This is a genomic window from Phytoactinopolyspora alkaliphila (assembly GCF_010550695.1).
Taxonomy (GTDB): domain Bacteria; phylum Actinomycetota; class Actinomycetes; order Jiangellales; family Jiangellaceae; genus Phytoactinopolyspora; species Phytoactinopolyspora alkaliphila.
The window spans coordinates 83,853-99,018 of record NZ_JAAGOB010000005.1 but is presented as its reverse complement, the minus strand read 5'-3'; the positions used below and the strand labels follow the sequence as shown (position 1 = coordinate 99,018).

General features: G+C 69.7%; 14 protein-coding genes. 9 read left to right on the top strand and 5 right to left on the bottom strand.

The genetic code is table 11. From position 1 onward, the window contains the following. Positions 1-52: 52 nt before the first annotated feature. Together G1H11_RS10585 and G1H11_RS10580 are read right to left on the bottom strand one after the other, a co-directional pair. On the bottom strand, positions 53-982 hold the full coding sequence (locus tag G1H11_RS10585; protein WP_163818542.1) for a hypothetical protein: 930 nt from the start codon (positions 980-982) through the stop codon (positions 53-55). Continuing rightward, a complete protein-coding gene (locus G1H11_RS10580; protein WP_163818541.1) occupies positions 972-1,793 on the bottom strand; it encodes an HAD family hydrolase in 822 nt (273 codons plus the stop codon). Before G1H11_RS10580 ends, G1H11_RS10585 begins: the two co-directional genes overlap by 11 nt. A 442-nt stretch (positions 1,794-2,235) precedes the next feature. Here G1H11_RS10580 and ssd point away from each other — a divergent pair, with 442 nt between their 5' ends. From ssd to G1H11_RS10545, 7 genes are all read left to right on the top strand, one after another. After that, positions 2,236-3,360 (top strand): septum site-determining protein Ssd, encoded by a 1,125-nt coding sequence (gene ssd / locus G1H11_RS10575; RefSeq protein ID WP_163818540.1) that lies wholly within the window; start codon positions 2,236-2,238, stop codon positions 3,358-3,360. Then, complete coding sequence (locus G1H11_RS10570) at positions 3,357-4,535, top strand: TadA family conjugal transfer-associated ATPase (protein WP_163818539.1); 1,179 nt, start codon at positions 3,357-3,359, stop codon at positions 4,533-4,535. The genes ssd and G1H11_RS10570 overlap by 4 nt, the downstream gene beginning before the upstream one ends. Beyond that, positions 4,532-5,374: a type II secretion system F family protein gene (locus G1H11_RS10565; RefSeq protein WP_163818538.1), complete on the top strand. Its 843-nt coding sequence runs from the start codon at positions 4,532-4,534 to the stop codon at positions 5,372-5,374. The genes G1H11_RS10570 and G1H11_RS10565 overlap by 4 nt, the downstream gene beginning before the upstream one ends. A 223-nt stretch (positions 5,375-5,597) precedes the next feature. Then, the gene (locus G1H11_RS10560; protein WP_163818537.1) at positions 5,598-6,218 is read left to right on the top strand and encodes a type II secretion system F family protein; all 621 of its coding nucleotides are present in this window, start codon (positions 5,598-5,600) and stop codon (positions 6,216-6,218) included. A 157-nt stretch (positions 6,219-6,375) separates the two neighbouring features. Further along, positions 6,376-6,561 (top strand): DUF4244 domain-containing protein, encoded by a 186-nt coding sequence (locus tag G1H11_RS10555; protein ID WP_163818536.1) that lies wholly within the window; start codon positions 6,376-6,378, stop codon positions 6,559-6,561. Then, on the top strand, positions 6,558-6,965 hold the full coding sequence (locus G1H11_RS10550; protein ID WP_163818535.1) for a TadE family type IV pilus minor pilin: 408 nt from the start codon (positions 6,558-6,560) through the stop codon (positions 6,963-6,965). The genes G1H11_RS10555 and G1H11_RS10550 overlap by 4 nt, the downstream gene beginning before the upstream one ends. A gap of 33 nt (positions 6,966-6,998) precedes the next feature. Further along, complete coding sequence (locus tag G1H11_RS10545) at positions 6,999-7,388, top strand: Rv3654c family TadE-like protein (protein ID WP_163818534.1); 390 nt, start codon at positions 6,999-7,001, stop codon at positions 7,386-7,388. Between the two features lie 16 nt (positions 7,389-7,404). Here the strand turns inward: G1H11_RS10545 and G1H11_RS10540 are convergent, their stop codons facing one another. After that, positions 7,405-8,283, bottom strand: a complete 879-nt coding sequence (locus tag G1H11_RS10540; protein WP_163818533.1) for an EamA family transporter — start codon at positions 8,281-8,283, stop codon at positions 7,405-7,407. Then, on the bottom strand, positions 8,280-10,562 hold the full coding sequence (locus G1H11_RS10535) for a DEAD/DEAH box helicase (protein WP_343074845.1): 2,283 nt from the start codon (positions 10,560-10,562) through the stop codon (positions 8,280-8,282). Before G1H11_RS10535 ends, G1H11_RS10540 begins: the two co-directional genes overlap by 4 nt. Before the next feature lie 289 nt (positions 10,563-10,851). Between G1H11_RS10535 and G1H11_RS10530 the strand changes: the two genes are divergently transcribed. Continuing rightward, entirely contained in the window at positions 10,852-11,202 is a 351-nt protein-coding gene (locus G1H11_RS10530; RefSeq protein WP_163818532.1) for an anti-sigma factor antagonist, read from the top strand. 284 nt (positions 11,203-11,486) lie between these two features. Further along, entirely contained in the window at positions 11,487-13,787 is a 2,301-nt protein-coding gene (locus tag G1H11_RS10525; protein WP_163818531.1) for a sodium-translocating pyrophosphatase, read from the top strand. Positions 13,788-13,869: 82 nt separating this feature from the next. Here G1H11_RS10525 and G1H11_RS10520 read toward each other — a convergent pair whose 3' ends face one another. Then, the gene (locus G1H11_RS10520; RefSeq protein ID WP_163818530.1) at positions 13,870-15,156 is read right to left on the bottom strand and encodes an aminotransferase class I/II-fold pyridoxal phosphate-dependent enzyme; all 1,287 of its coding nucleotides are present in this window, start codon (positions 15,154-15,156) and stop codon (positions 13,870-13,872) included. Between the last annotated feature and the right edge of the window lie 10 nt (positions 15,157-15,166).

The window sequence follows — 15,166 nt, the reverse complement described above, 5'->3', positions numbered from 1 at the left end:
CGTCGACACTCGCACGGCAAGGCCCGGCACACCGAGTCCGCTGGGTCAGGGCCTAAGTGCAGGCGTGAACCGCGAGCTGCGCCAGCCTGATCAGCGCCGCGTCCTCCATCCACACATCGACCGCCTGCGGCGCGCTCGCGAGGCGGTCGGACACGAGCAGCTGAGCGTGCACCGCGGAGAAACCCTCCGCCTCCGCACAGTCCGCGACCCGCCACACCACCGTCAGCTCCGATGTACCGGTTGCCGGGATCTCCACCGGCGCGTCCCGCACGGTGGCTTCGAAGCCGTTCGCCTCGATGTCGATTCCGGTCACGAATGCGCCCGCCGGTTGAAAGGTGCTGGCGGTGAACACAGTGCTCACAACGTCACCTCCGGGATCAGGATCGAGGAGACGCACACCCATGATGCTGATCAAGTCGTGCGGACCGGAGCCCTCGCAGGCCCAGATCCACGCATCGACGGGGCCAGGCGCCCCAGGCGGGACGTCAAGTCCAACCATGCTCTCCACTCCTTCCGAGCGGACCACCAGTTCGATCGCCGCCGCGTCCGGCGACGAGTCGCAGTCGGGTTCCATGTTCAGAACGAACCTGCCCCACACGTCCGGCTCGAGAGTGGGAGCCGCGCCGGAGCCCTCGCCTTCTCCCACGTTCCAGCCTGGCAAGGACATCTGGACGGCCTCGATCGGGTGCGAGCCCCGATTCAGCACGTTGAGGCCCATCCGGACGCGTGCGAGCGGGCTGCCCGTGCCCAGGAATTCGAGCTCGACGCCACCGGCCACCAGGTCGACCCGGTTTCGCTCGATGGCGTCATTGCGGGCATTGACGCCGACCACACCCACGAGCACACCGACGAGGAGGGCGAGTCCGGCCACGATCCACTGCCGCGCGGCACCGCGGTTGTCCGCCGACCGATTGCCCGGCGCGCCTCCCTCGGCCTCCTCTCGATCTATCCGGAGGGGTGGCAGGGACTCTTCATCGTCCACGGCGACGGACCGCATACCAGGCCAGTCCAGCCGCCGCGGCACCGGCGCCGATCGCGGCGGCGGCGATGGCCGGCTTGGGGGCCTCCCGAATAGACGAGGCGCGCTGACGCAGGGCTACCGGCTTGGAGAAGACGAGGACCGGCCAGCCTTGTTCCGCCGCCGCCTTGCGCAGGGCGCGGTCCGGATTGACGGCATACGGGTGCCCCACCGTGTCCAGCATCGGCAGATCCGTCACCGAATCCGAGTACGCGTAGCTTCGTTCGAGGTCGTAGCCCTCTTCCACGGCCAGCTTGCGCATCGCCTCGGCCTTGTTCTCGGCGTAGGCGTAGAACTCCAGCTCCCCGGTGAACTTTCCCTCGTCGGTCACCATGCGGGTGGCGACGATCCTGTCCGCACCAAGCATCTCCCCGATCGGCTCGACGACCTCGGCTCCGCTCGAGGACACGACGACGACATCGCGCCCAGCCAGGTGGTGCTCCTCGATCAGGGTGATCGCCTCGTCGTAGACGATGGGGTCGACGATGGTGTGCAGCGTCTCCGCCACGATGTCCTTGACCGCCTGGACGTCCCACCCGGCCACCAGGCTGGAAAGGTACTCACGCATCCGTTCCATCTGGTCGTGGTCGGCTCCGCCCACCAGGTAGACGAACTGTGCGTAGGCACTGCGCAACACCGCGCGCCGGTTGATCAACCCGCCCTGGTAGAAGCTTCGGGAGAACGCTAGAGTGCTGGACTTCGCTATGACGGTCTTGTCCAGGTCAAAGAACGCGGCTGTTTTCCGGGGTAGCTGGTCCGTACCGGTTTGATTCATATGGCGTCATCTCTATCTGGCTGAACGGGCGGTCCTCGCCCACAACTTATGAGGATATGGGGTTCACGCGCTGCTTCAAGCAGCAGCCGGAACGGCCTGTCGGCAAGATTCTCGAAGAATCTGGTGATGTCGAGTGTTTCGAAGTCCTCAGCATGGGGCAGGATGGCCCCCGGCGGCACCCCCTCGCCGCCGTGACTCGGTCCACCCCCCTGACCGAGTCCGCGCGGTCCCCGTCCTCCCACCCGACGGGGGCCGCGCCCTCTCTTTTCCGCATCCCCATGGCGGTCCTCCGCACGCTCCTGCGGCGCCGGTTGCGTCCCGCCTGTTCATCCACAGGACGACTTTCGCCCGGCACTGAATCCACAATCACGCTCGCGGGTATCGCCCGCGACACGTCACCGCCTGATCGTGGACACGTACCGACTCAACCTCGGAGGTGTCCGTGATCCAGTCCCAGTTCCACGATGTCCGGGACGCTGGCTCTTCGCCGGCGGGTTCCGCGCCCAAGCCCATAGTCGTCACCACTGACGACGAGCTCCTCGACGACGTGCTTCGGTTGGCGGCGGCCGCCGGCGCAGCGGTGGAGGTGGTGCCCGACCCCGGCGCGGCACGCGCCCGCTGGGCCCCGGCCCCGATGGTCGTGGTCGGTGAGGATCAGGCCGACGCTCTGGCGTTTCTCGCACCCGGTCGCCGGCCCGCGGTCTACCTGATCGGCTCCGACAGCAACGATCCCACGGTGTGGCGACGCGCCGTGGCCATCGGCGCGGAGCATGTGGTCTTTCTTCCCGACGACGAGGCGTGGCTGGCTGACCGGCTGGCCGATGCCGCCGAGGGCAGAGGCAACGACGCCCTGGTAGTCGGCGTCATCGGGGGCCGCGGTGGAGCCGGAGCCTCGGTTCTCGCCACGGCGCTCGCGGTGACGGCGTCGCGGCGTGAACTCTCGGCGATGCTGGTGGATCTCGACCCGATCGGCGGCGGCATCGATCTCGTGCTGGGCGCCGAGGACACCACGGGCCTGCGCTGGCCGGACCTGGCCGACAGCCGTGGACGGCTGAGCGCGCGGGCCCTGCAGGCGGAGCTGCCGGGACGGCACGGCCTTGCCGTTCTCTCCTGGGACCGCGGTGACCTGCTTGCCGTCTCGCCGGAGTCCGCCCACGTGGTCCTCGCTGCCGCGAGCCGGGCATGTGACCTTGTCACCTTGGACCTGCCCCGGAGGCTGGACCCCGCCGCCGAGGAAGCGGTCGCGGCATGCACGGCCGTCCTGCTCGTCGTCCCCGCTGAGGTCCGCGCGGTCGCCGCCGCTTCCCGGGTCGCGGCCACGCTGACCACGATGACCGGCGACGTGCGAGTGGTGTGCCGAGGACCGGCGCCGAACGGTCTCCGCGGCACCGACGTAGCCGCTGCGCTCGGCCTTCCGCTGGCGGTGCAAATGGGACCGGAACGCCGGATGTCGGAGCAGCTCGATCGCGGTGAGGCTCCTGGCCTGGATCCGCGGGGACCATTGGCTCACGCGGCGACTGAACTGGTGGAGCAGTTCCTGTCCGAGCGCCAGGTGAGTGCGGCATGAGAGTCAAGGGCTCCGCCGACGAGGACCTGATAGAGCGGGTACGAACGGTGCTCGCGGCTACCGCAGGTCCGGTGACTCCCGCTCGGGTGGCCGCCGTGCTGCGCGCCGAGGGTGCCGTTCTCGGTGACGCGGCTGTGCTGGAGGTCACCGATGTCCTGCGGGCCGAGATCACGGGCGCGGGTCCGCTGGAACCTCTGCTTCGCGGCGAGGGAGTCACCGACGTCCTCGTCAACGGGCCCGCCGAGGTGTGGCTGGACCGAGGCGATGGGCCGGAGCTGACCGTTGTGCGCTTCCGTGACGCAGCAGCGGTCCGGCGATTGGCGCAGCGACTGGCGTCGTCGGCAGGGCGCCGGCTCGACGATGCCTCTCCCTGCGTCGACGCACGGCTGGCCAGCGGCGTACGTTTCCACGCCGTGCTTCCGCCCGTGGCTCCGGACGGGCCGCTGATCTCGCTACGTGTTCCGGCGGGCAGCGCGTTCTCCCTGGATGACCTCGTCGAATGTGGCAGCGTGCCGTCGGGGATAGCGCCGTGGCTGACCGCCGTCATGCGGGCCAGGATGGCCTTCCTCGTATCCGGCGGCACCGGCACGGGCAAGACCACATTCTTGAGTGCGCTGCTGGGCGTCGCCGATCCCCGCGAACGTATCGTCGTGGTGGAGGACTCCAGCGAGCTTCGGCCGGCGCATCCGCACGTCGTCCGGCTCGAAGGACGGCGGTCCAACGTCGAGGGCGTGGGGTTGGTGGGTCTCGACGAGCTGGTCCGCCAGGCGCTGCGGATGAGGCCGGACCGGATCGTCGTCGGTGAAGCACGAGGGGCCGAACTCGTAGATCTGCTAGCGGCCCTGAACACGGGGCATGAGGGCGGGTGCGGAACGCTGCATGCCAACTCCGCCCAGGACGTACCGGCTCGGCTCGAAGCCCTGGGGATCGCGGCCGGCCTCGGCCGGGAGGCCGTCCACGCCCAGGCCGGTGCGGCCCTGGACGTCCTGGTGCATCTCGTCCGCACCCGTGCGGGGCACCGGAGACTGGCGGAGGTCGACGTGCTGGCGCGATCCGGGGCAGGATGGCTGGAGCCCCGGCCCGCCTTCACCGTGATGCCGGACGGAAGCGTCATCGAGGGACCGGGTCACGGCGAGCTCGGCGCCAAGCTCGCTCAGCGCGGGTGCGCTCCATGACGACGTCCATGACGACGTTTCTCGCGATCCTCACGGGCGCGCTGGCGGCCGCGCTCTGGCCGCACCACCGGGCGGGACTGCTCACCAGCCGGCTCGGCATTCCGGCTCCGGCATCCGCTCGCCGGTCACGCTTCTCGTGGGTACCGCGGGGCACGGCGGCGCGGCTCCTGTCAGCCGGTCTCGTCGGCGCCACGGTCGGCGCGGTGCTTGCCCCGCCTGGAGCGATCATTCTCGGGGCCACGGCCCCGCCAGCCATGCTGCTCGTCCGGGCCAGGGCACGTCGCCGTGTCGCCCGCCGTGGGCGGGAATCCGACGTCGCCGACGCATGCCTGGCTCTGGCCGGTGAACTGCGTGCCGGCGTACCTCCGGACCGGGCGCTGGGCTGGGCCGCACAGGAATGGCCGGATCTCTTCGGCGCGGCCGCCGGACGGGCCGCTGTCGGCAGCGACCCCGTGGCCGCGTTGCGCGAGGCAGCCACGCAGCCGGGCGCGGAGTCCCTCTCGGCGGTGGCGGCGGCGTGGGAGGTCTCTCACCAAACTGGCGCGGGGTTGTCCTCCACACTCACGGCGGTCACCGACACTCTGCGCACCGAGGCGAGCGCCCGCAGAGAGGCAGAGAGCCAGCTCGCCACGGTCCGGTCCACGTCACGGCTCCTGGCCCTGCTACCCGTGGCCACCCTGCTCCTGTTCTCCACCGGCGGCGGAGCGCCGATCAGCTTCCTGCTGACCAATCCATATGGGTTGGCCTGCTTGCTGGGCGCACTGGTCTTCATCGGCACCGGAATGGGATGGGTGGCCCGGACGTCACGGCTCGCCGTCTCGACACCGTGGCAGCGGTGATCGCCATGAACACCTGGCCCTGCCGGAAACCCCCATGCTGACCGTCGTCGCCATGCTCACGGCGGCACTCGCCGCGTTCGTCGCCAGCGGTCCACGCCCGGCGCGGGCGCGGCTCGCACGCGTCAGCCACCAGTTAGGGGAGCCAGGGCGGTGGCACACCCGTTCGGGCTCCCCGACGTCGCGGAGCTCTCAGGTCGGCTCGACCGGGACGGAACGATCGGGCGTGGCAGACCGCGATGGCTTGCTGGGTTCCCACCGGGGTCGCGTAGTGGCGGCCGTCGCCGCCGGTATCGGTGCCGCGATCTTCGTCGGAGGCACCGCGGGCGCCGCGGCCGGAGTCACCGCGGGTGTCGGCGCCTGGTTCGGGTTGGGACGCATCGAGCCCCCAGCGCGAAGCCGGGAGCGCGAGCGGATGCGAGCGATGCTGCCGTTGGCAGCTGATCTCCTGGCGGCAGCGATCAGCGCCGGCTGCCCGCCCGTCAACGCGGCCGAACAGGTCGGCCGCTCTCTCGGGGGTCCGCTGGGCTCCGCTCTGGCGACCGCCGCCGCCGTTGCCCGGATCGGTTCGGATCCGGCGCGAGCGTGGTCCGGGCTCGCCGCGGACCCGGCTCTCAAACCCCTCGGACGTGCGCTGGGCTCCGCCGTGATCCGGGGCGTCTCGCCGGTGCACGCGCTCCAGCGGGTCGCCCAGGACGGCAGGGAGGCGGCACGCTGGTCCGCCGAGGCGCGCGCCCGCGCAGTGGGCGCCAGAGCAGCCGCACCCCTGGGCTTGTGCTTTCTGCCGGCATTTGTGCTGCTCGGCATCGTCCCGCTGATTGTCAGTTCCGGTATCGGTATCCCCTGACGCCGGGGCCTTGGTTATCCACAGCCAGGAATTGCACCGGCGAGTTGTCCACCACTGCTGCTTCGGCCCTGTGATCCGGCCGCTTCGCCGGAGAGTCTGGGTTCAGCGCCGCACACGCGGGCTCCGCACCGGCCGGCTGCCGGATACAGGAGGTCCTATGTCCACCGTCATCACCCGACTTCGCCGCCGCGACGAACACGGCATGTCCACGGCCGAGTACGCCGTCGGAACCGTCGCCGCCTGTGGCTTCGGTGGTGTCCTCTACAAGCTCCTCAGCTCGGAGCCGGTCCGGAACATGCTCGAGGAGGTCATCAAGCGCGCCTTCTCGATCTTCGGCGGATGACGAGCCCGGAGATGCGCCGGCGGCCCTTCACCCGCCGGCGCCCGGCCCGCGGCGACCCGTGTGGGCAGCGCGGCATGGTCACCGCAGAGCTGGCGGCGGCCCTGCCGGCGCTCGCTCTCGTGCTGATCACCGCCGTCTGGGGGCTCGGCCTGGCCTCGGCTCAGTTGCGGTGCACGGACGCGGCACGGGAGGCGGCCCGCGCGGCCGCCCGTGGCGAGGATCCGGACACCGTCCGGGCATTGGCACAAGCCGTCGCGCCGGACGACGCGGTGATCGACGTCCGGAGGGCCGCGGGCAAGGTGACCATCGAGGTCCGCACCACGGTCGCCGCACCTATCCCATTCGGTTCCGCGGCCGGACCCACGGTGCGCGGACGAGCCGTCGCGCTGGAGGAGCGTCCCTGACCCTTGATCCGGTATGGAAGGAGAGAACCCGAAGTGAGCCACCGGTGTGCGACAAACGCACCGGCACCGGCTCCCCGGCTCGGCGGGGAGCGAGGTGCGGGGACCGTTCTGGTGCTCATGGTCATCGCGCTCACCGTCACCGCGTTCATGGTCGCGGCCGTCATGGTGTCGGGGCAGTCAGCCCGGCGCCAGGCGGCCGCCGCCGCGGACCTCGCGGCTCTGGCGGCCGCCGTCCAGCTGTCGCAGGGTCCGGACGCGGCATGCGCGGCGGCGGAGACAGTGGCCCGTGCCAACGGTGCCCAGCTTCATGAGTGCTCAGTCCACGGGGTCGAGGTCGAGGTACTGGTCCGCGTTGCCGTGGCCGGCGCCGGTGCCACCTGGCTACCGGCACAGGAGCGGCGGGCGCGGGCAGGGCCAGGATGAGCCGGTGTCGCGCGGCTCACGCCTCCGGTGCCTCCGGCGCCGGCCGACCGGTCCGCGTGGCACCGATGCACGCCACCACCACGCATCCGATCGCCGACCATTCACGCAGATGGAGGACCTCGCCAAGCAACACCAGACCCACCATCGCCGCCACCGCCGGTTCGACGCTCATCAGAATGCCGAACACCTTCGCGGACATCCGGCGCAAGGCTTCGAGCTCCAGGGTGTACGGCAGAGCCGAAGACAGGAGGCCTACGGCGATCCCGGCGGCGAGCAGGCGAGGTTCCCACAGCTGGGTGCCCCCTTCGGCGAGGCCGATCGGTGCCATCGCGATCGTGCCCACCACGCTCGCCACGGCGAGGCCGGACGTTCCTTCGAACCGGCGCCCGGTCTGCGCGCTCAACAAGATGTAGCCAGCCCAGCAGGCACCCGCCACGAGTGCGAAGACCACTCCCACGGGGTCGAGCTCACCTGCTTCACCACGCGTGAGGAGCACCACGCCGAAGCCCGCCAGTACCACCCAGATCAGATCGAGCCGGCGGCGTGAGTACGCGACCGACACCCCTAACGGACCCAGGAACTCGATCGTCACGGCGATGCCCAGCGGAATCCTGGCGAAGGACTGATAGATGGAGAAGTTCATCACCGCCAGCACCAGCCCGAACGCCACCAGGACGAGCAGGCTGGATCGCGATGCCCCACGCAGTTGAGCACGCAGGATCATCCTGGTCGCCAGCACCAGGACCACTGCGGAGGTCAGCAGCCGGATGAAGACCACCGCGCTGGGCGAGAGCTCGTCGAACAGGCCCTTCGCCACACCCGCGCCCACCTGAACCGACACGATGCCGCCGAGAACGAGGCCCGGTGCGGGAACGGTACGCAACAGCGTGGTCATGGCAGAACCATGTCCAGAAGCCGCACCGCGCCCGCCTTGTCGAGCGGATCGTTGCCGTTGCCGCACTTCGGCGACTGCACGCACGACGGGCAGCCTGACTCGCACGGGCACTCCGCCACCGTCTGCCGCGTCATGGTCAGCCAGCGGTGCGCCAGGTGGTAGCCGCGCTCCGCGAAGCCGGCACCGCCTGGGTGACCGTCGTGGACGAAAACGGTGAGCACTCCGGTGTCGATGTGCCGCACCGTGGAAAGCCCGCCCACGTCCCAGCGATCGCAGCTCGCGATCAGCGGGAGCATTCCGATCGACGCGTGCTCGGCCGCGTGCGCGGCACCGGGCGCATCCGCCTCGCTGATACCCGCCGCGGCGATCGACTCGTCGGGCAGGGTCCACCACACCGCGCGCGTCCGAAGCCGGCGCTCGGGCAGATCGAGAGGCTCGCTGCCGACGATCTCGCCGCTGCCCAGCAAGCGCTTGGTGTAACCGACCACCTGGCTTGTCACCTCCACCTCGCCGAATGCCAGGCGCGCCGGCTCCCACATCCGCGACTCGGACTCGCCGATGATGCGCATGTCACTGATTTCCTGCGCCGACGTAGTGTATTCCGGGCTCTCCCGCCGTACTAGCGCCACGCCGCCGTCGAGGTCGAGCGCCAGCACGACATACGTCTCACCCTGGTGTACGTAGACCGCGCCCGGATGGGCGCTGTAGTGCGCCCGGACAGCGTCCACCGTACCCAGTACACGGCCCGTCTCCGGCTCGACCAGCGTGACCATGCCGCCGGAGCCACGCAGGTCGGCAAGGTCGGCAGCCCTGTCCCGCCTGGTCCAATGCCATCTCGGATGCTCGCTCCCTCGCTTGCGTAGGTGCCCTTCCGTCTCCAGTGCCCCGAGAACCTTGAGCGTCGACGGACCGAAGATGTCGAGGTCATCCTCGGCGAGCGACTTCTCGGCCGCCGCGGCACACAGGTGCGGAGCCAGCACGTACGGGTTGTCCGGATCGAGCACCGTCGCCTCGATCGGCCGCCCGAAGATCGCATCGGGATGATGCACGACGTAGGAGTCCAGCGGGTCGTCGCCGGCGATCAGAATCGCGACCGAGTCCTGTCCGGCGCGGCCCGCCCGCCCTGTTTGCTGCCACAACGACGCCAGTTTCCCGGGCCAGCCGGCCATGAGCACAGCATCGAGACCGCTGATGTCGACCCCGAGCTCGAGAGCCGTGGTCGCTGCGACCGCGCGCAGCTCGCCGGTCTGCAACGCGGCCTCCAGGGCCCGACGCTCGTGGGTCAGATAGCCGGCGCGATACGACGCCACCCGGTCCGGGAGCTCGGGAGCCACGGGTCGCAACGCCGCCTTGGTCAGCCCGGACACCGTTTCGGCTGCCCGCCGGGACCGGACGAAAGCCACCGTGTGGGCGTCGGCGACTACGAGATCGGCCAGGAGGTCGGCGGTCTCCGCGAGCACACCGCGGCGAGCCGTTCCCGTCGCCTCGACCAGTGGCGGTTCCCACAGCAGGAAAGTCGTCGCTCCGCGTGGGGAGGCGTCGTCGGTCACCGCCTCCGTGGGGAGACCCGTCAGTCTTTCCGCCGTGGTCGCCGGGTCGGCCGTCGTCGCCGACGCGAGAACGAAGGTGGGGTCGGCCCCGTAACCGCCGCAGATTCGGCGAAGCCGGCGCAGGACCTGCGCTACGTGCGAACCGAACACACCGCTGTACTCATGACATTCGTCGACGACGACGTACCGCAGCGCACGGAGAAAGCCCGCCCACCGGTGATGGCCCGGAAGCAGCGACCGGTGCAGCATGTCGGGGTTGGTCAGCACGTACGTAGCGTGAGCGCGGGCCATCGCCCGCAGTTCGGTGGGAGTGTCGCCGTCATACGTGGTGGCGACGACGCCCGGGACGGCAAGGTGGTCCAGCGCGCGCAGCTGATCGGCCGCGAGCGCCTTGGTGGGCGAGATGTACAGCGTCGCGCCGCCTTCGCGGCGTCCGGCGCGGCCGGCTGTGAGAGCTGGGAGCAGGTAAGCCATCGACTTTCCGGACGCCGTACCCGTGGCGACGACCACGGACCGCCCCTCCCACGCGGCGTTCGCCGCGTCCACCTGGTGCGTCCACGGCTCGTGGATGCCCGCGCTCTCGTAGCGGGAGCGGACGACCGGGTCGACCCACCCGGGCCAAGCCGACGTCCGGGCCGCACGCGCAGGGATGGATTCGACGTGCGTGACGCGGCCCTCCCGGTGCGGACCGGAGAGCAGGGCGTCGAGCAGGTCGGTGGGACGAGGCACGTTCGAGAGTCTCGCACTAGAGGCCCGCGCCGGACACCTGCGCGGCAGGGCTGCCGGCCTTGGCCGGGTACGGCCGGGGCAGGGCCGATGACGTTTCACCACGGCAACCGCACGTCCGGCCGACCACAATCCCGTTACCCGCGACCCGTTCCGTGGTTCAATTCACATCAAGGACCTGTTTCCCCAAGGGAACCGGTACGGGAATGCTGCCGTCCAAGGGGTCACGTCAGCTCGCTATAACGTGATCATCGGGGGGGATCACCCGTCGTGATCGATCTGGAGGCTCTAGGTGGACCTGTCGTTGTCGGCTCGAATTGACAGTGGCCCGTTGGGTGACCGGAGTGTGGTGGAGGTCGCCGGTGAGATCGACGTCTACACCGCACCCAAACTGCGCGAGCAGCTGGTCGAGATCGTGGACGCCGGTCAGTACCACATCGTCGTCGATATGCGCGGGGTGGAGTTCTTGGATTCCACCGGACTCGGCGTGCTGGTTGGTGGCCTGAAGCGAGTTCGCCAGCACGACGGCTCGCTCCGCCTCGTGTGTACCCAGGAACGCATCTTGAAGATCTTCCGGATTACCGGCCTGACCAAGGTGTTTCCCATTCACGACACCGTCGAGGGCGCGATCTCGGAAGCGTGATCGAGCCTCGGCGGCCAGCCACCGGCCTTGCCCGTGTCACCCGGGTCAGGCAAGGGTTTCGCACGTCCGTAATTGCTCGTCGTTCGTGTCAACATCAGGTGAATAGGCGTACCCGATGTGAAAGTTGACCGCTCGGGCATCTAGACTCCCGGACCAGTCGGGCCGGCACATTTGAGCGGGGGTCGCCGGCCCATTGTGGAGTCCATGATCTCGTGGCGGCTGCTCCAGCCGTGCCGGGATCTCCCGATCACAGCCTTCGCCCGAAGGTACGTCAAGGAGGACGAATGACCGGGCCTATATTTGCCGCCGACGGGCCGACCGTCTCGCTGTCCGGCGGCAACCTGTCCTACGTCATCGTCGTCGCGCTCATCGCGCTGGCGGCGTTGGTCATGGCGGCGTTGTTCCGCCGAGAGGTGCTCGCCGCCGGCGAGGGCACCGAGAACATGCAGAAGATTGCGCAGGCGGTGCAAGAGGGCGCCTCCGCGTACCTTAGCCGGCAGTTCAGGACCCTGGGCATCTTCGCCATCCTCGTCTTCGCATTGCTCTTCTTGCTTCCGGGCGATCCAGGTGTGCGGATCGGCCGGTCCATCTTCTTCCTGGTGGGTGCCGGATTCTCGGCAGCCGTCGGGTATCTGGGCATGTGGCTGTCGACCCGGGCGAACGTCCGCGTCGCCGCCGCGGCCCGCGACAACGGACGCGAACCCGCGATGCGGATCGCGTTCCGCACCGGTGGCGTCGTCGGCATGGCCACCGTGGGGCTAGGCCTCTTCGGTGCCGCCCTGGTGGTTCTGCTGTACCGGGGCGACGCGCCGACGGTGCTGGAGGGCTTCGGATTCGGCGCCGCGCTGCTGGCGATGTTCATGCGTGTCGGTGGCGGGATCTTCACCAAGGCCGCAGACGTCGGCGCCGACCTAGTCGGCAAGGTCGAGCAGGGCATTCCCGAAGACGACCCCCGCAACGCCGCGACCATCGCGGACAACGTCGGCGACAACGTCGGCGACTGCGCCGGAATGGCCGCCGACCTCTTCGAGTCCTACGCCGTGACCCTCGTGGCGGCGCTGATCCTGGGCTCGGCCGCGTTCGGCGCGGAAGGCCTCGTCTTCCCGCTGATCGTGCCCGCCATCGGTGCGCTGACCGCCGTGCTCGGCATCTTCCTCACGCGCGCTCGCGCCGGGGAGAGCGGCTTGACCAGCATCAACCGGGCGTTCTACCTGTCCGCCGGGATTTCGGTGGTGCTGTGCTCCATCGCGGCCTACGCGTACCTTCCCGGGACGTTCCAGGAGCTCGACGGCGGCATCGGTGATCACGACGGCGACCCGCGTTTGCTCGCCACCCTCGCGGTCATCATCGGCATCGCACTCGCCGCGGTCATTCTCTGGCTGACCGGCTACTTCACCGGAACGGACGAGAAGCCGACCAAGGACGTCGCGCGCACGTCGCTCACCGGTCCGGCCACCGTGATCCTCTCCGGCTTCGCGCTCGGCCTGGAATCGGCGGTCTACACGGCGCTGGTGGTCGCCGCCGCGGTGTACGGTGCCTTCCTGCTGGGCGCCGGTTCGCTGCTGGTCTCCCTGTTCCTCATCGCCCTGGCGGGCACGGGACTGCTGACCACGGTGGGCGTCATCGTCGCCATGGACACCTTCGGCCCGGTGGCCGACAACGCGCAGGGCATCGCGGAGATGTCCGGCGACATCGATGAGGACGGCGCGCAGCTCCTGACCGAGCTCGACGCCGTGGGCAACACCACCAAGGCCGTGACCAAGGGCATCGCCATCGCCACCGCGGTCTTGGCGGCCACCGCACTGTTCGGTTCCTACATGGACGTCATCCAGCGGGCGCTGCGTGACGTTGGGGCCACCCTGGCCGACCACGACACGTTCGACTTCCAGGTCTTCGCCCCGAACGTCCTCGTCGGCGTGATCATCGGCGCGTGCGTGGTCTTCCTCTTCTCCGGCCTGGCGATCAACGCGGTCGGCCGGGCCGCTGGTGCGGTCGTCTTCGAAGTTCGCCGGCAGTTCCGCGACGATCCCGGCATCATGGCCGGCACGTCCCGCCCGGAGTACGGGCGTGTCGTCGACATCGTCACCAAGGACTCGCTGCGAGAGCTGGCCACTCCGGGTCTGCTGGCCGTGATGGCACCCATCGCGGTCGGATTCGGCCTCGGGATCGGCGCTCTCGCCGGGTACCTGGGCGGAGCCATTGCGTCCGGTGTGCTGATGGCGGTCATGCTCGCGAACTCGGGCGGCGCGTGGGACAACTCCAAGAAGATCGTGGAGGACGGCCACCACGGCGGCAAGGGATCCCTCGCACACGATGCGACGGTCATCGGCGACACGGTGGGCGATCCGTTCAAGGACACCGCCGGTCCGTCGATCAACCCGCTGCTCAAGGTGATGAACCTGGTGGCGGTCCTGATCGCTCCCGCGATCGTGACCATGACGGTCGGCCCGGACGCCAATGATGGTCTGCGGTACACGATCACGGCGATCGCTGTCGCGGTGATCGTCACATCGGTGTGGGTCTCCAAGCGGCGTTCCACCGTGATCGGAGACGACGCGCCGGCGCGGCAGGACGTCACTGTCTGACGTCGAAGCCGAATCGCTCGATGAAGGGGCCGGAACCATCGCATGGTTCCGGCCCCTTTCGCGTTAGAGGTCGCGCGACCTCTTATCCCCGGCCGGTGAACGCGGCCACGGAGATGACCGCCCCCGGGTAGCGCTCGTCGTCGACCATGGCGGCCGGCACACCGATTCTGGTCATCTCGTCGACCAGGGGTCCGGGTGACGTCGTCGCCACGAAGGCATGGACACCACCCGGAATCCCGATGATGTCCCCATATGACCGCACGGCCGCCGCCAGGCGGGCCCGGCGCCGCTCATACTCGGCTCGCGCCCGCCGAAGATGCCGGTCCAAGCCACCTGACTCGATGAGTTCGGCTGCGGTGAGCTGGACGATGACGGACACGCCAAGATCGGTCCGCCGCCTGAGTTCCCGCAGCCGATCCGCCACCTCGGGCGGAGCCACGATCCAGCCGAGCCGTAATCCTGGAGCCAGCGACTTGGACAGTGAGCCGAGGAGGATCACCGTCTCCGGCGCGAGCGCCTGGATGGCAGCCGGCACTCCGGGCGGAGACAGGTGTGAGTCCCAGTCGTCCTCGACGATCCACCGCCCGGCCGCACTGCAGACCTCGACGAGGGAACGACGACGCTCCGCGGGCATCAGCAGCCCGGTCGGATACTGGCGCGTGGGGGTGACCAGGACGACCCCCGACTCGTCCGGTATCTCGTCCGGGATGAGTCCGGCGTCGTCGATGGGCACCTCCCGTACCTGCACCAGCTGGCGCATCATGTGTGTCGACCCGGGCGAGCCGGGACGCTCCACCGCCCAGGCCGGCATGCCCAGTACCTCGGCGAGGAGAGCCATCGCGTGTGCGATCCCGGCGGTGACATGGATGGTTTCCGCGGTTGCGGAGACACCACGGGTCCGGCGTAGCCAGTCGGCGAGGCCGGCCCTCAGCCGAGGGTGACCAGCTGGATCGGGATAGCCGAGATCCTCACTGGTCAGGGCGGACAGGGCACGGCGCGACGCAGCCGACCAGGCACGGTGCGGGAACAGCGACGGATCCGGGACGCCAGGCGACGGCGGGGGCGCCGCCGACTCGGGTGGCTGTGCGATTCGCGGTCTGGAGCCGGGTACGCCGACGACGCTCGGCCGCCGCCGGGGCCGCTGGTCCACGAAACCCTCTACTGCCAACTGCGTGTACGCGGCGTCCACCGTCCCACGCGAAACGTCGAGCGCCTGCGCCAGGTCTCGCGCCCCTGGAAGTGTGTCTCCGGGACCGAGCCACCCGGCGTAAATCGCGGTGATCAGCCGCGAGCGCAGCCAAGCCACCTTCCCGCTCGGCGGTACCGGGCCACAATGGGCCGCCAGCCGGACCGCGTCGTCGGTGAGCACTGGCCCAGTG

Coding starts and splice junctions, on each gene's coding strand:
- G1H11_RS10570 (WP_163818539.1), top strand. CDS start 3,357: ATGAGAGTCAAGGGCTCCGCCGACGAGGACCTGATAGAGCGGGTACGA.
- G1H11_RS10550 (WP_163818535.1), top strand. CDS start 6,558: ATGACGAGCCCGGAGATGCGCCGGCGGCCCTTCACCCGCCGGCGCCCG.
- G1H11_RS10565 (WP_163818538.1), top strand. CDS start 4,532: ATGACGACGTCCATGACGACGTTTCTCGCGATCCTCACGGGCGCGCTG.
- G1H11_RS10525 (WP_163818531.1), top strand. CDS start 11,487: ATGACCGGGCCTATATTTGCCGCCGACGGGCCGACCGTCTCGCTGTCC.
- G1H11_RS10555 (WP_163818536.1), top strand. CDS start 6,376: ATGTCCACCGTCATCACCCGACTTCGCCGCCGCGACGAACACGGCATG.
- G1H11_RS10580 (WP_163818541.1), bottom strand. CDS start 1,793: ATGAATCAAACCGGTACGGACCAGCTACCCCGGAAAACAGCCGCGTTC.
- G1H11_RS10540 (WP_163818533.1), bottom strand. CDS start 8,283: ATGACCACGCTGTTGCGTACCGTTCCCGCACCGGGCCTCGTTCTCGGC.